We start from the raw sequence: 21,247 nt of genomic DNA on the forward strand, positions 1-21,247 counted from the left end.
CCGTCGGCCTTGACGACGGAGCCGAGACCGTCGAGGACGTGGGCATCGTCGGTGTGCTGCCGACCCGCAGGCCCGGTGGGGTGCCGAGGCTGTCGCGTTCGACGTGGTGCGGATGTGTCCCCTGTGGCCCGTCCAGGGCATCCTTAGACGACGGTTAAGACGCGCTTAGGTCCGGCTGTCGTCCCCACGTCACGCCGTGGCCGTGGTTACGCTGCTGACCGTCACCGCCCGACACACAGGGAGTTCACCTTGGCTCGGCACGGACTGCACCGCCTCACCCGGCACCCCGGCCCGCGACGCAAGGCCGTCGTCCTCGGCGTGGCCGGCGCCACGGTGGTGGCCGGCATCGTGGCCACCACGATGCCGCTGCTGGCCGCCGACGACCTGTCGATCCGGGCGACCGCCGACACCACGGCGACGATGGTGCCGCAGGACGGCGACAACGGGGCGAAGACGACGCTGGCGACCTGCGCGACCCGCTGCGACGGCAACCCCCGGGGCGGCCGGGAGGCCGTCGTCCAGTTCGCCGTGACCACCCTGCCGGCGACGGCGGTCAACGTGCGGGCCACGCTGCGGGTGCACGCGTGGCAGGAGTTCCCGGCGACGGTGACCGCGCACTCCAGCGTGGTGGACGCCCGCGCGGCCCGGCCGACGCCGGCGCTGCCGGGAGCGGTGCTGGACACCGTCTCCGGCGTGGCGAAGGGCTTCAACGAGTGGGACGTCTCGGCCCTGGTGAAGGGCAACGGCACCTGGACGGTCTCGCTGGCGCAGACGGGCCTGGAGACCAGGATCTACTGGGCGTCCACGGAGAACCGCAACCCCGACCTGCGCCCCCGCCTGGAGATCCGCTACGACGTCGGCACCCGGCCCACCCCGGTGGTGACCAGCGCCGCGCCGTCGCCGAGCCGGACGGTCGCGCCGAGCCCCGCGCCGCGGCCCACGCCCAGCGCCAGCCCCACCCGCGCCAGCCCGAGACCGTCGCCGAGCCCGTCGGGCGGGACGGACCGGTGCGGCGAGGTGTCGAGCAGGCTGGTGCCCTCCTGCGGCGCCTGGTGGGGGATGTACTCCCCGTCCAGCGCCGGTGACGGCTGGGACCACGGCGCGGCGGTCGCCGAGGTGGAGGCGCAGGTCGGGCGGAAGTTCGACATCGTGCACCGCTACCACGACTTCTCCAACGCCGGCAGCAACGGCGCCTTCCCGGACTCCTACCAGCGGCAGCAGATGCGCGAGGGACGGCTCATGTTCTTCGCCTGGGAGTCGCGGATCTTCTCCTCCGGCACGGTGCTGACCTGGCAGGACGTCTACAGCGGGCGGCACGACGCCACCATCGACGCGGTCGCCGGCCGGATCCGCGACACCGGCGTACCGGTGTTCATGGGCTTCGACCACGAGCCGGAGGACGAGCCGGCCAAGGGCGGCGACGCCGACTTCGTCCGCGCCTGGCGGCACGTGCACGACCGGTTCGCCAAGGCGGGCGCCGACAACGCGGTGTGGGTGTGGACGATGATGGGCTGGTCGGGGCACTACGACCGCTACGCCGACCTCTATCCCGGCGACCGGTACGTCGACTGGGTCGGCTACGACCCGTACAACTTCCACGTCTGCAACGGCAGCAAGGTCTGGAAGAGCCCGGCCACCACCATCGGCGGCTTCTACCGCTGGCTGGACGAGCACCGTCTCGGGGTCGGCAAGCCGCGGATGCTCGCGGAGTTCGGCACCAACTTCGACGCGGCCGACCCGGACGCGAAGCGGCGCTGGTTCGAGGAGTTCCCGGCGGCGCTGAAGGCGCACCCGAAGATCAAGGCGGCGATCTACTTCAACTCCCCGGGGATGACCCGCAAGTCCAGCACCTGCGACATGACCATGAACCACGACGCGTCGTCGGTGGCGGGCTTCGCCCGCGCCGGGCGCGACAGCTATCTGCGGCAGCCCACCGGGGGCGCCCGCTGACACACGACGTTCACAATCTGACGCACCGTGAGCGCTGAGTCGGACATCCGACTTGCTGTGTGCGGTGTCATGTTGCCGATGCACTGACCGCCCAATCGGCGGATATCGCCGGCCGCGGTCGACCAGGCACGCTACGCGGGTTCTCTCCCGACATGGAGGCGTAGCGTGCCCGACATCCCGCTCTCTCGGCGATCCGCCGGACTCCGCACCCGGGCGGGGGTGGTCGCGCTCGTGACCGCCGCCGCCGTGCTGGCCGTCCCCACCGGGACCTCCGCCGCCCTGGTGCCGGCTCCCGAACCGGCGACCCTGGTCTCGGCCAACCCGGCCGACACCACACCGCACGCCAGGGACGGCGAGACCCGCGCCTTCGCGCAGGTCGGCTCCACGGTGTTCGTCGGCGGCAGCTTCACCCAGATCCGGCAGACCGCCAGCGCGGCGTGGACCACCCAGCGTTACCTCTTCGCGTACGACCGGGCCACCGGCACCATCTCCACCAGCTTCCTGCCGGTGCTGGACGGCGCCGTCAACACCCTCGTCGCCGGGCCCGGCGGCACGCTGATCGTCGGCGGCACCTTCAAGAACGTCAACGGCGTCTCCCGCAAGAACCTGGTGGCGCTAGATCCCGCCACCGGCGAGACCGTCGACAGCTGGGTCGGCCGCTCCGACGGCGGCACGGTGCGCGACCTGGCGCTGCACGGCAACTGGCTCTACGTGGCCGGTGCGTTCAACTGGCTCAACGGCACCGCGCACGCCGGCCTCGGCCGGCTCGACGCCACGACCGGCGCGATCGATCCGACCTTCACCGTCGACGCGACGGTCGGGCGCCACGGCACCACGTCGTACGTGTGGACGATCGACGTCTCCCCGGACGGCGGCACCCTGGCCGTCGGCGGCAACTTCACCCTCGTCAACGACCTGCCGCGCAACCAGATGGCGCTGGTCGACCTCTCGGGCACGCCGACGGTGCTGGACTGGAGCACGGAGAAGTTCGTGCCGCCGTGCGCGTCGCCGGCGACCTTCGTGCACTACGTGCAGGACGTCAAGTTCGGCGGCGACGGCAGCTGGTTCGTCGTCGGCACCAACGGCGGCTCGGGCTGGCCAACCGCGTACTGCGACGCGCTGGTGCGCTTCGAGACCGCGGCCCGGGGCACCGGACAGCTCGGCACCTGGGTCGACTACACCGGCAACGACACCATCACCTCCGTCGAGGTCGCCGACAACGTCATCTACCTCGGCGGGCACTTCCGCTGGCTGAACAACCCCAACGCCAGCGACCGCGCCGGCAACGGTGCGATCGACCGGCTCGGCATCGCCGCCGTCACCCCCGCCACCGGCATGCCGGTCAACTGGAACCCCCGCCGCAGCGGCAGCGCGTCGATGCCGGCCGGCACCAGCAACTGGGGCTCGTCGGTGCCGGTGCTCTGGCGCGGCAGCGACGGCCTCTACTTCGGTCACAACTCCGACGGCATGGGCAACGAGTACCACGGCCGGCTCGGCATGTTCCCGCTGACCGGCGGGCGCACCATCACCCCGAAGAACGCGCCGACCGCCACCGAAGGCAACCTCTACGTCGGCACCGGCGCGGGCGAGTTGGCCAAGGTGCCGTTCGACGGCGCCAGCCTGGGCACCCCGACCCCGGTCAGCCAGCCCAACTACACGGCGGCCGGCGCGACCTGGCGGGTGGACGACCGGATCTACTGGTCGCACGCCGTCGCCGGCACCCTCACCGGCAGCCGGATCGACATCTCGTTGTTCAACGGCGGCGCGATCGGCGCGCCGTGGGAGGCGTCCGGCTACAACGACTGGTTCAACCCGGCCCTGATGACCGGCGCCTTCTATCTCGACGGTCGCCTCTACTACACCCGCACGGGTGCCGGCGGCCTCTACTACCGCTACTTCGAGATCGACGGCAACTACCTCGGTGCCACCGAGTTCGCGCTGCCCACCACCGGGGTGACCTGGTCGACCGTGCGGGGCATGGCCTGGGTCGCCGGCCGGATCGTGTACGGTGCCATCGACGGAACGCTGCGCAGCGTGCCGTTCGACCCGACGGCCGCCCCGGCGGTCGACGGAACGACGGCGACGGTGGTCCCGGCGACCGCCGGTGTGACGTGGTCGACGCCGTCGACCTTCTTCTCCGTGCAGTGACGGTCGACTGTTCGTAACGGAACATCGGTAGATTGTTCACGTTGGGCCGGCGACGGATCAGCCGTCGCCGGCCCGCACGACGTGGGGAGGGTCGTTGGTCGGCGCCGGTGGCAACCGCAGAGGGCTCGCGGTGCGGGTCGTCTTCGCGGTCAAGCGCGGCTGGTACACGCTGCGCTATCCCCGGCTGACGCTGGGTCGGGGCGTGGAGATCCGCGGCCGGATCCGGTTGCGCCGGGGCGTACGGGTGAGCATCGGTGACCGCACGCGGATCAACAAGCTGGTCCGCTTCGCCGGTCCCGGCGAGGTGCGGGTCGGCGCCGACTGCCTGTTGAACGCCACCTGGATCGGCACCTGGACGTCGGTCACGATCGGCGACCGGTGCCTGCTCTCGGACTGCGAGCTGCTGGACAACGACTTCCACAACCTGCCTCCCGAGCAGCGGCACGACCCGCCCGTCGCGGCCACCCGCGCCCCGATCACGATCGAGGACAACGTGTGGGTCGGGGCGCACGCCCTGGTGATGAAGGGCGTGCGGATCGGCCGGGACAGTGTCGTGGGTGCCGCCACGGTGGTCCGTACGGACGTGCCGCCGCGGGTCGTGGTCGCCGGAAATCCACAACAGACGGTGAAGAAGTTCCATGACTGACGCTTCCCCCGCTTCCTGGCCCACGGACGTCCCCGCCGGTGGCGGCACACCGGGCCGTACGGTCACGCTGACCGACCTGCTCCGTGTTCCGCTGCACCGCGTCCGCCTCGTCGGGGCCGTCGCCGCCGTCGGCCTGCTCGCCGCGATCGGCTACGTGGTGCTCGTCCCCGCCGCCGTCACCGCCAGCGCGGTCGTGGCGGTCCGCCCCGTCGTCACCGACGCGTTCACGCCCAGCGGCGCCGCCGCCGACCGGGCGGTGAACATGAACGTGGAGAGCGGCATCGCCACGGGCACCGACGTGGTGCAGCGGCTGGCCGACGCGGGCGGGCTGGACCCGCGCGAGGTGCGCGACGCCCTCGAGGTCGAGGTGCCCACCGGCGGGCAGATCCTGCGCTTCGTCTACCAGGCCCCCAGCGCCGAGCAGGCCGTCGAGGGCGTCAACCTCGCCGCTGAGGCCTACCTCGACGTGCGCCGGACGATGTACGAGAAGCAGCGCGAGGAGATGCTGCGCTCGTACGACGAGAGCATCGCCAAGGTCGCCGCCCAGCAGGCCGCCCTCCAGAAGCGGGTCAACAGCGTCCGGCAGGGCGCCGTCGACGCCGCGGTGACCGAGCTCACCGGGATCAACAACCAGCTCACCCAGCTCAACGCCGCGCGAACCGAGATCGCCGCCGTCGACGTCAACCCCGGCTGGGTCACCCAGACCGCCGAGCGGGCCCTGGCCTCCTCCGCCGGCAACCGCCCGCTCTACCTGCTCGCCGGCCTGCTCGGCGGGACGCTGCTCGGCGTGGTGCTGGCGTACGCCTGGGAGTCGATGGACCGGCGGATCCGGTCGGTCGACGACGGCCGGGACGCCACCGGGCTGCCGCTGCTCGGCACGGTGCGCAGCCGCCGGTGGCGCGGCGGCCGGGAGGCGGTCGACGCCGACATCCGGTACGTGGCGATGGCCATCGCCGAGCGGGTGCGCCAACCCGCCCGGGTGTCGTTGCTGACCGCCCGGGAGGAGGACCCCACGGCAATCACCGCCGGCCTGGCGGTGGCGCTGGCGGCCGTCGGCCGGGAGGTCTTCGTCGCCGACGACAGCGGACGCGCCGAGCGACTGCGCACCACCGTGCTCGGCGACCGGGAACGGCTGCCCGCCGCGGCGGATCCGTCCCGCCCGCTCGTGCCGAAGCCCCGGCCGGCCGGCTCGACGACGGAGAGCAACAGCGACGGCAAGACGGAGCCGGCCGCGGCCCGCCGCCCGTCGCCGCACCCGATCGGCGCCCGCCCGTCCACCGACCCGGACGCCACGCTGACCCTGCCCCGGGTCACCTCGACGGCGACCGGTGGAAACGGCAAGGTGTCCAGCAACGACCCGGTCTCCGTGGGCGCGGGCAGCGTCCGGTTCGGCACCTGGCGGCAGGGCGCCGACCACAGCCTGGTGCTGTTCAACGCGCCGCCGGCCGAGTCCGACGAGCGTGGGGTCGCCGTCGCCCGGCAGGGCACCGCGGTCGTGGTGGTCGAACAGGACCGCACCCGGCAGGGCGACCTGCGCCGGCTCGTGGAGCGACTGCGGGCGGCCGGGGTCACCCCGCTGGGCTTCGTGTTGACGCGCAGCGGCCGGGGCTGATCCGTGCCGGTCACCCGCGCCCCGGCTACGACCGAACCGGCCGGTGACCCGGGCGGTCCCGCGCCGCTGCCGCTGCCGCCGGCCCCGCCGCGGCTGCCGCTCTGGCCGCTGGCGTTGATGTTCGGCATGGTGCCCGTGTGGTGGCTGGCCGGCGCGTTCTACCTCGGGTGGCCTCTGCTCGGGGCGTTGCTGTTCGCGCTGCTGGTCATCCGGGGCCGGGTGCCGCTGCCCCCGGCCGCCGGGATCTGGCTGCTGTTCCTGGCCGTGGTGGTCGTCAGCGCCACCCAGTTGCAGACGCCGGCCTCGCTGCTGACGTTCGCCCTGCGACTCGCCTTCTACCTCACCGCGCTCGTGGTCGGCGTCTACGTCTACGCGGTCGCCCGGGAGCGCCCGGACCAGGCCGCGGTGCTCGTTCCGCTCTGCGCCTTCTGGTTCGCGCTGGTCACGCTGGGCTGGCTGGGCGTGCTGGCGCCCCGGTTCGAGTTGACCACCCCGGTGGAGGTGCTGCTGCCGGGCGGGGTGGCCGGCACCCCCTTCATCCAGGACATGGTCCACCTCACCACCGCGGAATACAGCGCCCGGTCGTTGAACCCGATCTACCGGCCGGCCGCGCCGTTCGCCTACACCAACAACTACGGCAGCGCGTACGCGATGACGCTGCCCTGCGTGGTGGCCTTCACCATGCTGCGCCGGCGCGGGGTGCTGCGCTGGGCGCTGCTGGCGTCGCTGCCGCTGTCGCTGGCGCCGGCCTTCCTCACGCTCAACCGGGCGATGTTCCTCAGCCTCGGCACCGGGCTGGCGGTGCTCGGCGTCCGGGCCGCCCTGCGCGGCAACGTCCGGGTGGCCGCGTCGATCGTCGGGGTGGTGGTCATCGGCGGTCTCACCACCCTGGTCATCCCGGTCACCCAGCTCATCGGCAACCGGGTCGAGGCCAGCGACACCAACACCGACCGGCTCTCGCTCTACCTGGAGGTGATCCGGCGGGTACGGGAGTCGCCCTGGCTCGGCTACGGCGCGCCGGTGAACGTCGACACCGTCAGCGCCCAGGCGCCGATCGGCACCCAGGGGCAGCTGTGGATGGTGCTGTTCAGCCACGGCGTCCCCGCGCTGCTGTGCTTCCTCGCCTGGTTCGTGGTCGCCGCGCTGATCTGCGCCCGGGCCACGTCCGCCGCCGGGCAGTGGCTGGCCGTGGTACCGGTCGTCTGCCTGGTGCAGATCCCCTTCTACGGCATGGCCAACCAGAACCTCGCGGTCGCCTTCTTCGCGGTCGCCTTCGCGATGGCGCTCACCGAACGGGAGACCAACGCCCGGCTCCACCGCCCCCGGCCCCTGCGCCCGGAAGCGGTGCCCGCATGACCGCCGCCACCCGCCCGCCGTCCGGCCCCCACGCGCCCGCCGCTCCGGGCCCGGGCGGAGCGCCGCCCGCCGACGACACGGAGACCCGGCGCAGCGCCCGCAGCGGCGTCGCCGGGTTGGTCGGCGCGGCCACCAGCGGGCTCTTCGGCTTCCTGCTCGCGGTCGTCATCACCCGCGGCTACGGCACGGTCGGCTCCGGGGCGTTCTTCGCCGCGATCGGGGTGGTCACCGTCGCCACCGCCGTGTGCACCCTCGGCGCGGAGACCGGGCTGATGTGGGCGCTGCCGCGCCGGCGGCTCGGCACGCGGGGCGACGCCGCCCGGGTGTTCCCGGTGGCGCTGGTCCCGCCGCTGCTGGTGGCGGTCGCCGTCGCCGTGGGCGGGGTGCTCGCCGCCGACGCGCTCGCCCCGCGACTGGTGGGCGGCTCCGACGTCGACGGCGCGGCCCTGCTGACGGTCAGCTTCGCCGCGGTGCCGGTGGTGGTGGCGATGACGCTGCTGCTCGCCGCGCTGCGCTGCGTACGCCCGATCCGGGCGTACGTCGGGGTGCAGTTCTTCCTGCTGCCGGTGGCCCGGCCCGTGCTGGTCGGTGCGACGATCCTGGCCGGCGGGGGCCTGCTGGCCGGCATGACCGGCTGGCTGGTGCCGGCGGCGCTGGCCCTGCTGGCCTGCCTGCCGCTGGTGGCCGGCCCGCTCGGCGTCGGTCGGGGCGCGGCGCTGCGGCCCGCGCCGGGCGACTGGTCGGCGTTCTGGCGCTTCGCGCTGCCCCGGGCGGCGTCGGCGGCCATCGACGCCGGCAACATGTGGGTGGGCGTGCTGCTCACGTCGGTGCTCGCCGGGCCGGCCGACGCCGGCGTCTTCGGCGCGGTGGGACGCTACATCCTCGCCGGCCAGTTGGCCATGCAGGGGCTCCGGGTGGCGGTGTCGCCGCAGCTGTCGCGCCTGCTCGGGCGGGGTGACCGGGCCGCGGCGGCAGCCGTGCACCGGCAGTTGACCACCTGGGGGCTGGTGCTGTCCTGGCCGGTCTACCTGCTGCTCGCCGTCTTCGGGTCGGCCTTCCTGCAGCTCTTCGGGCCCGAGTTCACCGCCGGCGTCCCCGCGATGACCGTGCTCGCGCTGGCGATGCTGGTCAACACCGGGGTGGGCAACGTGCAGAGCCTGCTGCTGATGGGCGGGCGCAGCGGGCTGCACCTGGCCGCGACGCTGGCCGGGCTGCTGGTCACCGTCTCCCTCGGCCTGTGGCTGATCCCGGCGCACGGTGCGACCGGCGCGGCGCTGGCCTGGGCGCTCGGCATCGCCACCGAGAACCTCACGGCGGTCGGTTGCGCCCGGGTCGTGGTCGGCCAGCCGCTGGTCGACGCGGCGATGCTGCGGGCCGCGGCGGCCACCGTCGCCGGGGTCGGGGCCGCGGCGGCGGTCGGGGTGCTCGTCGCCGGCCGGGGGATCGGCGGCCTGGCCGTGGCCCTGGGCGTGCTGGCCGCCGGCTGCGTCGGCTTGTTGACGTTGCCCCGGGTGCGACGCCGCATCCGGGTGACCATGGTGCAGGTCCGTGGGCGGCAGGAGGCGGCCCCGGCCGCCACCGGGCCCGTCCCGGAGGAAACGAAGGGCAGGTGAGGTTCGTCGTGCCGTCCATCCGAGACCGGGTGAAGCAGCTCGTACCGACCCAGGTGACGGAGCGGGTGCGGGAGTCACTCGTCGACTACGGGGTACGGACCAGCGACCGGCGACCGCTGCCGGACTTCCTCATCATCGGCACCAAGCGGGGCGGCACCACCTCGCTGTGGAACTACCTCATTCAGCACCCGCTGGTGCCCCGGCTCTTCCCGGCCTGGAACACGAAGTCCTCGCACTACTTCGAGGAGCACTGGGGGCGCGGCGAGGCCTGGTACCGCTCGCACTTCCCGACCCAGCGCCACCGGGAGGCTCTGGAGAAGCGGCACAACGGGCCGGTGCGGGTCGGCGAGGCGGCGCCGCTGTACATGTTCCACCCCCTGGCGGCGCAGCGGGTCGCCGCGCTGATGCCGTCGGTGCGGCTGATCGTGCTGCTGCGCGACCCGGTGGAGCGGGCGTACTCGCACTGGAAGGAGCGGCGCACGCACGGCATCGAGCCGCTCGACTTCGCCGCCGCGCTGGCCGCCGAGGAGGAACGCACGGCGGGGGAGCGGGAACGGCTGGTCGCCGAGCCGGAGTACTTCAGCGAGCCGTACGACTGGTACACCTACCGGGCCCGGGGACGCTACCTGGAGCATCTGGAGCCGTGGCTGGAGCGCTTCGACCGGGAGCAGATCCTCTTCCTGCCCAGCGAGGACCTCTACCGCGACGCCCGGTCGACCTACCGGCGCACGCTGGACTTCCTCGGCCTGCCCCCGCACGATTTGCCCGACTTCAAGGTCTACAACGACCGCCGCTCGGCGCCGTTGGAGCCGGCCGTGCGCGCCGAGCTGACCGAGTACTACCGCCCGTACAACGACGCGTTGCGGCAGCGGCTGGGGCTGGCGCTCGACTGGCCGGACCGCGCCCCGTGACGGCGCGGACCACCGCCGCCACCGACCCCCGGTCGCGTACCGACGGGCTCGGCTGGGTCACCCGGGCGGTGTTCGGCGACGAGCGGGTCGCCCTGACCGTGGGCGCCCCGCCGCCGCCGGGACACCGCGCCGTCGCCCGGTACGCGGTCGTCCCGTCGCTCGACCGGGCCCGGTTCCTGCTGCCGCTCGGCGCGCCCCGGGCCACGGCCGCCTCGCTGCTGGCGTACAACGCGCTGCGCCCGCCGAAGGTGCGGGCGGTGCGGGCCGCGCTCGGCGTGCTGGCGCGCGTCGGCGCGGTGGACCTGGCCCCGTTCCCCCGGCTGACGGTGTCGCTGCCCGATCCGGTCGCGGCCGACGAGGCGCTGCTGGCCGGGCGGCTGGGTGCCGCACTCGGCGTGCCGTCGGTGCTCGCGGCCTGCGGGGTCCGCCCGCCGGACCCGAACCACAAGCCCACCCTGCAACTGTTCGCCCCGGACGGCCGCGCCCTCGGGTACGCGAAGATCGGCTGGAACGGCGCCACCCGGGCGCTGGTGACCAACGAGGCGGCGGCCCTGCGCGAGCTGCCGGCGGTGACCGGGGCGCCCGACCATCCGGCGGCGCCCCGCCTGCTGGCCGAGACCACCGCCGCCGGGCAGGTGGTCGCGCTGGTCGAACCGCTGCCGCCGGACGTGCGGGGGGTGTCGGCCGGCGAACCGCCGCGGATCGCGGCGCTGCTGGCGGTGGCCCGCCGGGGCCGCCCGCCGGCGCCGCCGCGCCCGTTGGCGGCGTCGGCATTCCTGGGCCGGCTCGCCGCCGAGGCCGAATGCGCCGCTACCGGCACGCCGGACGGGGCCCGGGCGGTCGCCGCCGTGGCCGCCCTGACCGACCGGCACGGCGGCACGGCCGTCGAGTTCGGGCACTGGCACGGCGACTGGGTGCCCTGGAACCTCGGCGTACACGCCGGCCGCCTCGTCGCCTGGGACTGGGAGCACAGCGGGCCGGACGTGCCGCTCGGCTTCGACCTGGCGCACGACGCGTTCCAGCGGGCCCTGGTGCTGCGCGGCGAGCCGGCCGCCGCGGCGGCGCGGGCCGTCGACGCCCACCTTGAGCGGTACGGCGCGGAACTCGGTCTCGCACCGGCGACCGGGCGGCTGGTGGCCGACGCCTACCTGCTGGAGATGTGGCTGCGCACCTGGCGGCTGGCCGACGCGGGCGCCGGCTGGAACGCGGCGCTGCATCCCGCCCTGCTGGACGTCATCGAGAAACGACATAGCGGTCGCCCTATTTCACCAGCCGGGGACGTGTGATCTGCTGTCGCGTGGCGACCACCGAACGTCCAAGCGAACTTGTGGGGAGTCGCGTGGGAACGACAACCGAGGAAGCCGGCGAGCCCGGGGTCCTGCTCCTGGTGGGCTCCAGCGGCGGCCACCTGGCCCAACTGCTCGCGCTGCGCCCGTGGTACGAACGCTGGCGACGGTGCTGGGTCACCTTCGACACACCCGAGGCGCTCTCGCTGCTCGCCGGCGAGGAACTGGTCCCGGCGCACCACCCGACCACCCGCAACGTGCCGAACCTGCTGCGCAACGCCGTCCTCGCCTGGCGGGTGCTGCGCTCGCGCCGGGTCGCCGCCGTGGTGACCACCGGCGCCGGGGTGGCCGTCCCGTTCGTGGTGCTGGCCCGGCTCCGGCGCGTGCCGACCGTCTACATCGAGGTGTACGACCGCATCGACACCCCGACCCTGACCGCCCGGCTCTGCCGGCCGTTCCTCTCCGCGATGCTCGTGCAGTGGGACGAGCAGCGCCGGCAGTACCCGGAGGCCACCGTCGTGGGGACCCTGCTGTGAACGCCGAGAGCACCGGAACCGCCCCCGCGCACCGGGTCGTACCGGGCCGGCCCCGCCCGGCGCCCGCCGGCCGCGTGCCCCGCCCGCGCGACCCCGGCGAACTCGCCCGGGCCCGGCTGCTGGTCGCCGTCGGCACCGACAAGCACCCGTTCGACCGGGTGGTCGGCTGGATCGAGCAATGGCATCCGGCCGTCGCCGGGGAGGTCGGGCTGACCGTCCAGCACGGACACACCCGGGCCCCCGGGCTGCCCGGGGCGGTGCCCTTCCTCGGCCACGACGCGCTCCAGACCGCGATGGCCGAGGCCGACCTCGTGGTCTGCCACGGCGGCCCGGCCACCATCCTGGAGGCCCGCCGGCACGGTCACCTGCCGATCGTCGTGCCCCGGGACCCGACCCGGGGCGAGCACGTCGACGACCACCAGCAACTGTTCGCCCGCCGCCTCGGCACGGCCGGCATGGTGGCGCTCGCCGAGACCCGCGAGGCGCTGTTCGAGGCGCTCACCGCCGGCCTCGCCGACCCGTCCCGGTACGCCGTCGCGGCCGACCCGGACGCGTCCGAGGCGCGTCGCGCGGCGGTCGAGCAGGTGGGCCGGATCGTGGAGGACCTGGTGGCCGCGTCGACCGGACGACGGCAGCGGACGAGGTGGCGGCCGTGGGCACGGTCGGGCCGGAACGGAGAGCGGCGATGACCGAAAACCCGAGCGTGAGCGCGGTGGTGCCCACCCGGGACCGTCCGGAGCTGCTCCGGGCCGCCGTGCGCGCCATCCTCGACCAGGACCACCCCGGCCCGATCGAGGTGGTGGTGGTCTACGACCAGTCCGAGCCGGACGCCTCGCTGGCCGAGTTGTCCCGCCCGGACGGGCTGGTCCGGGTGATCCGCAACGGGCGCGCTCCCGGCCTGGCCGGTGCCCGCAACAGCGGCGTCCTGGCCGCCACCGGTGACCTCGTCGCGTTCTGCGACGACGACGACGAGTGGCTGCCCGGCAAGCTGCGGGCCCAGGTCGAGGCGCTGACCGCCCACCCCGAGGCGGAGTTCGTCAGCTGCGGCATCCGGGTCAGCTACGACGGGCACACCGTCGACCGGGTGCTGCCGAAGGACTCCGTCACGCTGGCCGACCTGCTGCGCGACCGGATGACGGAGCTGCACCCGTCGACCTTCCTGATCCGCGCCGCCGCGCTGCGCGACGGGTTCGGGCTGGTCGACGAGGAGATCCCGGGCAGCTACGCGGAGGACTACGAGTTCCTGCTGCGGGCCGCCCGCAGCGCGCCGCTGGTCAACCTGCGCACGCCGTACGTGCTGGTGCGCTGGCACAAGCGGTCCTACTTCGCGCAGCGCTGGGACACCATCTCCGAGGCGTTGCAGTGGCTGCTGGAGCGCTATCCCGAGTTCGGCACCCAGCCCGCCGGCGAGGCGAGGGTCACCGGGCAGATCGCCTTCGCCCGTGCCGCGTCCGGCGACCGGCGGGGCGCGATGCGCTGGGCCCGGCACACCATCCGGCGCAACCCGCGCGAGCCGAGGGCGTACCTGGCCCTCGCCGTGGCCGGGCGGATGGTCCGCGCCGACGCGGTGCTGCGCACCCTGCACAAGCGCGGCCGGGGCATCTGAGCCCGCGCCGTCCGGGGCTGCGGCCGGCGAGGACCGGCCGGGCCCCGGACGCGGGACCTAGCGGCGGTCCGGGTCGGGGTCGCCGCTCACCCGGCGGTCGCGCCCACGCCCCCGGCGATCGGCGGAGGCCTGTCGCAGCCTCTCGTACCAGGCCGGGGTCGTGGCCGGATCGAAGATCCGGGCGATCACGATGTCGGTGGAGGAGTGCGCCAGGATCGACAGCACGATGGTGAGCGCCACCAGGTGGAAGATCTCGTCACCGGCCGGAATGCCGGCCTGGAGCACCAGCAGGCCGTAGACCACCGAGGCGAAGCCCTTCGGTCCGAACCACATCGCGGCGAACTGCTCGGTACGGCTCAGCCGGGAGCCGAGGAACGAGACGGCCAGCGCCACCGGGCGGGCCACCACGATGGCGAGCACCGCGAACACCCAGCCGGGCCAGGAGATCTCGCCGAGGAACTCGATCGAGATGAGCGCGCCGAAGACCAACAGCGCGGCCAGCTTGAACACCTCGGCGATCAGCTCGCCGAAGTGCTCGAAGCTCTCCCGCTGCCGCTCGCCGAAGGTGGCCACGGTGATGCCGGCGGCGAACGCCGCGAGGAACAGGTTGGCGTGGGTGACCAGGCCCAGGGCCAGCACCAGCAGGCCGATCGCCACGCCGTTCAGCGGCTCGTACTGGGTGGAGGCGGAGAAGAAGCGGGTCCTCTCCAGCCGCAGCGCCAACCACGGCACCCCGACCCCGATCACCAACCCCAGCAGCAGTTCCAGGCCCAGCTCGTCCAGGTGCAGGTCGTCCGAGCCGGCCGCGACGGCCAGGAACAGGATGACGAAGGGCAGCGCCAGACCGTCGTTGATCCCGGACTCGACGTTGAGCAGGTGCCGCAGCCGGCCGGGCACCCGGTCGTTGCCGACCAGCGCCGAGGCGAACACCGGGTCCGTGGGTGCGAGGACCGCCCCGAGCAGCAGCGACTCCGGCCAGTCCAGCCCGACGACGAAGTGCGCCAGCAGCGAGGTGATCAGCAGCGTCAGCGGCAGGCCCCAGCCCAGCGCCCGACCGGGCAGCCGCCACGCCGAGCGCAGATCGGCCCAGCCCACCCGCATGCCGTCGGTGAAGAGCACGGTGAACAGGGCCAGCTCGGCCAGCGTCGCCACGATCGGCGAGTCGGCGGTGATGTCCAGCACGCCAGTGGTCTCCGGACCCAGCACGAAACCGACGAGCAGGAAGAGCACGGCGGTGGACAGGATCGTGCGGTGGGCCAGGCTGGAGAGCAGGACCGCCAGCAGCAGGGCGGCGGCGAATGCGAAGAGCAGCACCAGGGCTCCCAGGGATCGGGGTCGACGACGTCACTGCCGACCAGACTTCCCGGCGGACCGGCTGATCCTACGGTTTCCCGCCGGGACGTCGCGTCCGCAGGGCGGGACGCGACGGGCACCGCACGGCGGCGGGCACCGGGCGTGACAGACTGACCGCTGTGTTGCGCTGGTTGACTGCAGGGGAATCGCACGGTCCCGCCCTCGTCGCGATGCTGGAGGGCGTACCCGCCGGCGTCGAGGTGACCACCGGGGAGATCGCCGGTGAGCTGGCCCGGCGTCGGCTCGGCTACGGCCGGGGCGCGCGGATGTCGTTCGAGCAGGACGAGGTCGAGATCATCGGTGGGCTCCGGCACGGGGTGAGCATCGGCAGCCCGGTCGCGATCCGCGTCGGCAACTCCGAGTGGCCCAAGTGGCGCACCGTCATGGCCGCCGACCCCGTCGACCCGGAGGAACTCGCCAGCCAGGCCCGCAACGCGCCGCTGACCCGCCCCCGACCGGGTCACGCCGACCTGGCCGGCATGCAGAAGTACGGCCACACCGACGCCCGGCCGATCCTGGAACGGGCCAGCGCGCGGGAGACCGCCGCCCGGGTCGCCGTCGGCACGGTCGCCAAGGCGCTGCTCCGGCAGGCCCTCGGCATCGAGATCGTCTCCCACGTGGTGGAGCTGGGCCCGGTCGCCGTCAAGCCCGGCCTGCGCCCGACGCCCGCCGACGCCGCCCGCGTCGACGCCGACCCGCTGCGCTGCCTCGATTCCGAGGCCAGCGCCCGGATGGTCGCCGAGGTCGACGCCGCGAAGAAGGCCGCCGACACCCTCGGCGGCGTGGTCGAGGTGCTGGCGTACGGGGTGCCGCCGGGCCTGGGCAGCCACGTTCAGTGGGACCGCAAGCTCGACGCCCGGCTCGCGACCGCCCTGATGTCGATCCAGGCCATCAAGGGCGTGGAGATCGGCGACGGCTGGCAGCAGGCGCGCTCCCGGGGCTCCGAGGCGCACGACGAGATCATCCCCACCGCCACCGGCGTGCGTCGGGTCACCGACCGGGCCGGTGGGCTGGAGGGCGGCATCACCACCGGCGAGCCGCTGCGGGTGAAGGCCGCCATGAAGCCGATCTCCTCGCTGAACCGGGCCCTGGCCACGGTGGACGTCACCACCGGCGAGCCGGCCACCGCGATCAACCAGCGCTCGGACGTCTGCGCCGTGCCCGCCGCCGCCGTCGTCGCCGAGGCGATGGTGGCGCTGGTGCTGGCCGAGGCCGCCACCGAGAAGTTCGGCGGCGACTCGGTCGCGGAGATCCGCCGCAACCTGGCCGGCTACCTCGACGCGCTGGTGATCCGGTGACCGCGCGACGGCCGGCGGGGCGCGTGGCCGGCCGGGGGTGCCGCTGATGGCGCCGGTCTGCGTGCTGGTCGGGGCGCCCGGCTCCGGCAAGACCACGGTCGGGCTGGCGTTGGCGGAGCTGCTCGGTGTGGAGTTCCGCGACACCGACCTCGACATCGTGCGGCTGGCCGGCAAGCCCATCCCCGAGATCTTCATCGACGAGGGCGAGGACCACTTCCGTACGCTCGAACGGGCGGCGGTGGCGGCGGCGCTGGCCTCGTGCGGGGGCGTGCTCGCCCTCGGCGGCGGTGCGGTCCTCGCCGAGGAGAACCGCGCCGCACTGGTCGGGCGCCCGGTGGTGTACCTCTCCGTCGAGTTGTCCGACGCGGTGAAGCGGGTCGGGCTCGGCGCGGGCCGCCCACTGCTGGCGATAAACCCACGGGCGACGCTGAAGTACCTGCTGGACCAGCGCCGCCCGCTCTACGCCGAGGTGGCCACCGCCACGGTCGTCACCGACGGTCGGTCCCCGGCGGAGATCGCCGCCGAGATCGCCACGCTCCTCGAGCGCTGAGCCGCCACACCGTCGCGCGCTCCGTTGCGAGGCTGGACCGGCATGCGGCGTGGCTGGGCTGGCCGTCCACCGTCGTACGCCCCGAGGCCCCGCGCGCCGAGGTCGCCGCGTACGCCCGCCTGGGCGGCCCGGGTGCCCGGGTGATCCTTTCGAGGGGCGACCCCGTGGCCCTGCCCGGCACGCGATCGGGTGGCCACGAAGTGGACAGTTCCCGCCAGCGACAGGGCGGCTGCACTAGGCTGCCGGCGATGGACGAGGTGACCCGGATCCCGGTCGGCGGCGAGCGCCCGTACGACGTGCTGGTGGGACGCGACCTGCTCGACGCGCTGCCGGGACTGCTGCCGGACGCGACCCGGGTGGCCGTGCTGCACGCGCACCCGCTGAAGGGACTGGCCGACGCGATCGGCGGGCGGCTGCGCGCGGCCGGCGTCACGCCGCTGCCGATCGAGGTGCCGGACGCGGAGGCGGGCAAGCGCATCGACGTCGCGGCGACCTGCTGGGACCGGCTGGGCGAGGCCGGTTTCACCCGTACCGACGCGGTGGTCGGCGTCGGCGGCGGCGCGGTGACCGACCTGGCCGGCTTCGTCGCGGCCTGCTGGCTTCGTGGGGTGCGCTGGGTGCCGGTGGCCACCTCGCTGCTGGGCATGGTCGACGCCGCGGTGGGCGGCAAGACCGGGATCAACACCGCCGCCGGCAAGAACCTGGTCGGGGCGTTCCACCCACCGGTCGGCGTCCTCGCCGACCTGGCGACGCTGGACAGCCTCCCGCCGGCCGACCTCGCCGCCGGCCTGGCCGAGGTGGTCAAGTGCGGCTTCATCGCCGACCCGGTGATCCTCGATCTGGTGGAGCGGGACCGGGCGGCGGTCACCGACCCGGCGGGTCCGGTGACCCGCGAGCTGATCGAGCGGGCGATCCGGGTGAAGTCCGACGTGGTCTCGGGCGACCTGCGGGAGTCGGGGGTGCGTGAGGTGCTCAACTACGGCCACACCCTGGCCCACGCCATCGAGAAGGCGGAGGGCTACCGCTGGCGGCACGGTCACGCGGTGTCGGTCGGCGTCGTCTACGCCGGTGAGCTGGCCCGGTTGGCCGGCCGGCTCGACGCCCCCACCGCGCAGCGGCACCGGACGGCCATGGCGGCGCTCGGCCTGCCCACCAGCTACCCGGCCGAGGCCTGGCCGGGACTGCTGGCCACGATGCGGGTGGACAAGAAGACCCGGGGCAGCCAGCTACGGTTCGTGGTGCTGGACGGGCTGGCCCGGCCCGCGATCCTGGAGGGGCCGGACGACGAACTGCTGGCGGCGGCCTACCGGGAGGTGGCCGCGTGAAGGTCCACGTGCTCAACGGCCCGAACCTCGGCCGGCTCGGCACCCGGCAGCCGGACGTCTACGGGGCGGGAAGCTACGCGGAGCTGGTTACGCTCTGCGAGTCGACCGGGCGGGAACTCGGCCTGGACGTGACGGTCCGGCAGACCGATGCCGAGCACGAGCTGCTGGCCTGGCTGCACACCGCCGCGGACGAGGGTGCCGCCGTGGTGCTCAACCCCGCCGCCTGGTCGCACTACTCGTACGCGGTCCGCGACGCCTGCGCCATGCTGCGCGGGCCGCTGGTCGAGGTGCACATCTCCAACATCCACGCGCGCGAGGAGTTCCGGCACCATTCCGTGGTGTCGGCGGTGGCGACCGGGGTGATCTGTGGCCTCGGCGTCGACGGCTACCGCCTGGCCCTGCACCACCTGGCCGCTCGGAGCCGCTGACGCCCCACCCGCGCCGCCCACCCGCGCCGCCCCACCCGCGTCGCCCGACCCGCGTCGCCCGACCCAGCCGTCGCGTGGGCCCCAACCGGCCTCGGGCGGCGGGCCGACCGTGGCGCCTGCGGCCGAGAGACAGCCCACCCTGGGCGCGACCGTTGCCCGCGCCCAGGCGAATGCCTCCTCCTGTCCGCGCCGTGGCCGCGACGATCGCCCTGACATGGGTCGGCCCTCCGCCCACGATCACGGCGTTACGGAGAGTGATGTTCTGATGTCGTCACGGTACGTCATCGGCCTGGCGGCCTTCCCTCGCTGCCTATCGGACGCTTTGCTCTGCAGCCATATTCGCACCGGCGGTCCGACCTGGGGTTTCTCTGCCGACGTTTGAATCGCCGCCGGGAGCAGGCGTGACCGTCGGTGAGTGGTGCGTTTGTGGCTGCAGAGCAAAGGAGGCGCGGGTGATGCTCACCGAGGCCATTGGTGTGTGCGTAGGGTGACGTGCCGGTGGGCGCTGTCGCCAAGGGGCGTCGTTGACGGTCAGGTCGGGGCGCCGGTTCGTGTTACGGCTGGATTCCGCGCTGTCGCCCAAACGCGGGCAACGCCGGGGGCGGCGGCGAGGAGCATCGTGGGCGAGGCGGCGAGGCGGCGAGGCGGCGAGGCGGCGAGGTGGCGAGGTGGCGCAGTGGCGCAATGGCCCGGAGCGGGCCGGAGCGGGGCGGGTGGCAGGCGGGGTGGCCGAGGGTGGCGGGGGCGGCGGGACGGGCGGGCGGTGTCGGGCGGCATTGGACGGGGCGGTGCGCGGGCAGCGCCGGGCAGCGGCGTTCGGCGCTACTAGTAGACTTGCCAGGTCTGTCCGCCAATTGATGATCAAGGCAGGAAATGGCCACCACCAACGACCTGAAGAACGGCCTGGTACTCAACCTCGACGGAGAGCTTTGGGCCGTCGTCGAGTTCCAGCACGTCAAGCCCGGTAAGGGTGGTGCGTTCGTGCGTACCACGCTGAAGAACGTGCTGTCCGGCAAGGTGGTCGACAAGACCTTCAACGCGGGCACCAAGGTCGAGACCGCGACCGTGGACAAGCGCACCATGCAGTACCTCTACGCCGACGGCGAGGACTACGTCTTCATGGATCTGGAGACGTTCGACCAGATCAACGTGCTCGGCGCCACCGTCGGCGACGCGGCGAACTACCTGCTGCCCGAGGCTGAGGCGACCGTGGCCATCCACGAGAGCGTCCCGCTCTACATCGAGCTGCCGACCAGCGTCGTGCTGGAGGTCACCTACACCGAGCCGGGCCTGCAGGGCGACCGGTCGACCGGCGGCAACAAGCCGGCCACCGTCGAGACCGGCGCGACCGTGCAGGTGCCGCTCTTCATCACCACCGGAGAGAAGATCAAGGTCGACACCCGCGACGGCCGTTACCTCGGCCGCGCCTGATGGCCGAGGGTCCCAAGCAGCAGATGCCGGCGCGCCGCAAGGCGCGCAAGCGGGCGCTGGACGTGCTCTTCGAGGCCGACCTGCGGGACCGTCCGCCGGTCGAGGTGCTCGCCGGCTACATCGAGCGGATCGAGAAGCCCCGACCCGAGCACCTGGGATACGCGGTGAGCCTCGTCGAGGGCGTCGCCGCCCACCTCGACCGGATCGACGAGGTGATCGCGAGCTACGCCGAGGGGTGGACGCTGGACCGGATGCCGGCGGTCGACCGCAATCTCGCCCGGATCGCGGTCTACGAACTGCTCTACGTCGACGAGATCGACGACGCGGTCGCCATCAGCGAGGCCGTCGAGCTGGCCCGGCAGATGTCGACCGACGACTCGCCGCGCTTCCTCAACGGCATCCTCGGCCGCATCGCCGAGTACGCCACCCGCTGACGCGGCGCACGTCACACCCGACGTGCGTCACACCCCTCCGGTGACGGCGGGCGGAAACGCGACACGTACGACGAAAGGGGCCCGTGCCGACGGCACGGGCCCCTTTCGCGGTCGGTTCAGCTGGCGAAGAACGCCCGCGGGTCGGCGACCAGCACACCGTGCTCGGTGAGCCGCTCGATCAGGCCGGACGGCGAGGCGTCGTAGACGATCGCGAGCGCACGCAGGTCGTCGGCGCGGATGGAGAGCACGCGGCCGTTGTAGTCGCCACGCTGCTGCTGGATGGCGCGCGCGTACCGGGCGACGTAGGCCAGGTCCTCGGAGGCCTCGTCGTAGAGGCGCTCCAGGTCGAGCACGATCTTGCTGGTGGGCTCGTGGCGAACCCCGCTGCCGTCGGGCAGCAGCTCCGAGACGGGCACACGGTAGAAGTCGGCCAGCTCCGCCAGGCGCGACACCGTGACGGCGCGGTCGCCGCGCTCGTAGGAGCCGACCACCACCGCCTTCCACCGCCCGTTCGACTTCTCCTCCACACCCTGCAGGGAGAGGCCCTGCTGCTGGCGGATGGAGCGCAGACGGGCGCCCAGAGACTTGGCGTATTCAGAGGGCATTAAACACTCCCAGTGCTGCTCGGGGTTCTCCCAGCGATCGCTACGGAGCGTGACGGTACGGGGATTGGCACAACTGGTCAAGTGGTCGTGACCTTACCGTTGGGATCACCGGGGGAGTTGTCCCCTTTTCGCCGAGCTGACCAGGGGGTCAGTGGCCGA

Annotated in this window: 19 protein-coding genes; 17 read left to right on the top strand and 2 right to left on the bottom strand. The window is 73.6% G+C overall.

Going from position 1 to position 21,247, the window contains the following annotated elements:
* The first annotated feature begins 249 nt into the window (after positions 1–249).
* The 11 genes from KBX06_RS28360 (at position 250) to KBX06_RS12230 (ending at position 13,664) form a co-directional block, all read left to right on the top strand.
* Positions 250–1,950 carry a glycosyl hydrolase gene (locus tag KBX06_RS28360; protein WP_210834588.1) on the top strand — a complete coding sequence of 567 codons (1,701 nt, stop codon included), beginning with the start codon at positions 250–252 and terminating at the stop codon, positions 1,948–1,950.
* Positions 1,951–2,169: 219 nt separating this feature from the next.
* Positions 2,170–4,098: a hypothetical protein gene (locus KBX06_RS12185; RefSeq protein WP_210834672.1), complete on the top strand. Its 1,929-nt coding sequence runs from the start codon at positions 2,170–2,172 to the stop codon at positions 4,096–4,098.
* A gap of 94 nt (positions 4,099–4,192) precedes the next feature.
* On the top strand, positions 4,193–4,744 hold the full coding sequence (locus KBX06_RS12190) for a DapH/DapD/GlmU-related protein (RefSeq protein ID WP_210834589.1): 552 nt from the start codon (positions 4,193–4,195) through the stop codon (positions 4,742–4,744).
* Positions 4,737–6,356, top strand: coding sequence for a lipopolysaccharide biosynthesis protein (locus KBX06_RS12195; RefSeq protein WP_210834590.1), 1,620 nt, complete (start codon positions 4,737–4,739; stop codon positions 6,354–6,356). The genes KBX06_RS12190 and KBX06_RS12195 overlap by 8 nt, the downstream gene beginning before the upstream one ends.
* A 3-nt stretch (positions 6,357–6,359) precedes the next feature.
* The gene (locus KBX06_RS12200; protein WP_210834591.1) at positions 6,360–7,712 is read left to right on the top strand and encodes an O-antigen ligase family protein; all 1,353 of its coding nucleotides are present in this window, start codon (positions 6,360–6,362) and stop codon (positions 7,710–7,712) included.
* Positions 7,709–9,325 carry a lipopolysaccharide biosynthesis protein gene (locus KBX06_RS12205; RefSeq protein ID WP_210834592.1) on the top strand — a complete coding sequence of 539 codons (1,617 nt, stop codon included), beginning with the start codon at positions 7,709–7,711 and terminating at the stop codon, positions 9,323–9,325. Before KBX06_RS12200 ends, KBX06_RS12205 begins: the two co-directional genes overlap by 4 nt.
* A gap of 8 nt (positions 9,326–9,333) precedes the next feature.
* Positions 9,334–10,236: a sulfotransferase domain-containing protein gene (locus KBX06_RS12210; protein ID WP_210834593.1), complete on the top strand. Its 903-nt coding sequence runs from the start codon at positions 9,334–9,336 to the stop codon at positions 10,234–10,236.
* On the top strand, positions 10,233–11,522 hold the full coding sequence (locus KBX06_RS12215) for a hypothetical protein (RefSeq protein WP_210834594.1): 1,290 nt from the start codon (positions 10,233–10,235) through the stop codon (positions 11,520–11,522). The genes KBX06_RS12210 and KBX06_RS12215 overlap by 4 nt, the downstream gene beginning before the upstream one ends.
* Before the next feature lie 53 nt (positions 11,523–11,575).
* Positions 11,576–12,058 (top strand): UDP-N-acetylglucosamine--LPS N-acetylglucosamine transferase, encoded by a 483-nt coding sequence (locus KBX06_RS12220; RefSeq protein WP_210834595.1) that lies wholly within the window; start codon positions 11,576–11,578, stop codon positions 12,056–12,058.
* Between the two features lie 74 nt (positions 12,059–12,132).
* A complete protein-coding gene (locus KBX06_RS12225; protein WP_307854608.1) occupies positions 12,133–12,747 on the top strand; it encodes a glycosyltransferase in 615 nt (204 codons plus the stop codon).
* Positions 12,744–13,664 (top strand): glycosyltransferase family 2 protein, encoded by a 921-nt coding sequence (locus tag KBX06_RS12230; RefSeq protein ID WP_210834597.1) that lies wholly within the window; start codon positions 12,744–12,746, stop codon positions 13,662–13,664. The genes KBX06_RS12225 and KBX06_RS12230 overlap by 4 nt, the downstream gene beginning before the upstream one ends.
* Before the next feature lie 57 nt (positions 13,665–13,721).
* Here KBX06_RS12230 and KBX06_RS12235 read toward each other — a convergent pair whose 3' ends face one another.
* On the bottom strand, positions 13,722–14,981 hold the full coding sequence (locus tag KBX06_RS12235; protein WP_210834674.1) for a sodium:proton antiporter: 1,260 nt from the start codon (positions 14,979–14,981) through the stop codon (positions 13,722–13,724).
* Between the two features lie 155 nt (positions 14,982–15,136).
* Between KBX06_RS12235 and aroC the strand changes: the two genes are divergently transcribed.
* From aroC to nusB, 6 genes are all read left to right on the top strand, one after another.
* Positions 15,137–16,315 (top strand): chorismate synthase, encoded by a 1,179-nt coding sequence (aroC, locus tag KBX06_RS12240; RefSeq protein WP_210834598.1) that lies wholly within the window; start codon positions 15,137–15,139, stop codon positions 16,313–16,315.
* A 46-nt stretch (positions 16,316–16,361) separates the two neighbouring features.
* On the top strand, positions 16,362–16,865 hold the full coding sequence (locus KBX06_RS12245) for a shikimate kinase (RefSeq protein WP_210834599.1): 504 nt from the start codon (positions 16,362–16,364) through the stop codon (positions 16,863–16,865).
* A gap of 248 nt (positions 16,866–17,113) precedes the next feature.
* Positions 17,114–18,190, top strand: a complete 1,077-nt coding sequence (gene aroB, locus KBX06_RS12250) for a 3-dehydroquinate synthase (RefSeq protein WP_210834600.1) — start codon at positions 17,114–17,116, stop codon at positions 18,188–18,190.
* Entirely contained in the window at positions 18,187–18,618 is a 432-nt protein-coding gene (aroQ, locus tag KBX06_RS12255) for a type II 3-dehydroquinate dehydratase (RefSeq protein WP_210834601.1), read from the top strand. Before aroB ends, aroQ begins: the two co-directional genes overlap by 4 nt.
* A gap of 873 nt (positions 18,619–19,491) precedes the next feature.
* On the top strand, positions 19,492–20,049 hold the full coding sequence (efp, locus tag KBX06_RS12260) for an elongation factor P (protein ID WP_210834602.1): 558 nt from the start codon (positions 19,492–19,494) through the stop codon (positions 20,047–20,049).
* 23 nt (positions 20,050–20,072) lie between these two features.
* Entirely contained in the window at positions 20,073–20,483 is a 411-nt protein-coding gene (nusB, locus tag KBX06_RS12265) for a transcription antitermination factor NusB (protein WP_172896683.1), read from the top strand.
* 116 nt (positions 20,484–20,599) lie between these two features.
* Here the strand turns inward: nusB and KBX06_RS12270 are convergent, their stop codons facing one another.
* Positions 20,600–21,088, bottom strand: a complete 489-nt coding sequence (locus tag KBX06_RS12270) for a transcriptional regulator (protein WP_013285505.1) — start codon at positions 21,086–21,088, stop codon at positions 20,600–20,602.
* Positions 21,089–21,247 lie beyond the last annotated feature (159 nt).

The organism is Micromonospora sp. C31 (assembly GCF_018070575.1).
In the GTDB taxonomy this organism is placed as follows: domain Bacteria; phylum Actinomycetota; class Actinomycetes; order Mycobacteriales; family Micromonosporaceae; genus Micromonospora.

What these genes read in the sequence shown, in the direction of transcription:
- KBX06_RS12230 (WP_210834597.1), top strand. Translation starts at nt 12,744, where the DNA reads ATGACCGAAAACCCGAGCGTGAGCGCGGTGGTGCCCACCCGGGACCGT.
- nusB (WP_172896683.1), top strand. Translation starts at nt 20,073, where the DNA reads ATGCCGGCGCGCCGCAAGGCGCGCAAGCGGGCGCTGGACGTGCTCTTC.
- efp (WP_210834602.1), top strand. Translation starts at nt 19,492, where the DNA reads ATGGCCACCACCAACGACCTGAAGAACGGCCTGGTACTCAACCTCGAC.
- KBX06_RS12270 (WP_013285505.1), bottom strand. Translation starts at nt 21,088, where the DNA reads ATGCCCTCTGAATACGCCAAGTCTCTGGGCGCCCGTCTGCGCTCCATC.
- aroB (WP_210834600.1), top strand. Translation starts at nt 17,114, where the DNA reads ATGGACGAGGTGACCCGGATCCCGGTCGGCGGCGAGCGCCCGTACGAC.
- KBX06_RS12195 (WP_210834590.1), top strand. Translation starts at nt 4,737, where the DNA reads ATGACTGACGCTTCCCCCGCTTCCTGGCCCACGGACGTCCCCGCCGGT.
- KBX06_RS12205 (WP_210834592.1), top strand. Translation starts at nt 7,709, where the DNA reads ATGACCGCCGCCACCCGCCCGCCGTCCGGCCCCCACGCGCCCGCCGCT.
- KBX06_RS12245 (WP_210834599.1), top strand. Translation starts at nt 16,362, where the DNA reads ATGGCGCCGGTCTGCGTGCTGGTCGGGGCGCCCGGCTCCGGCAAGACC.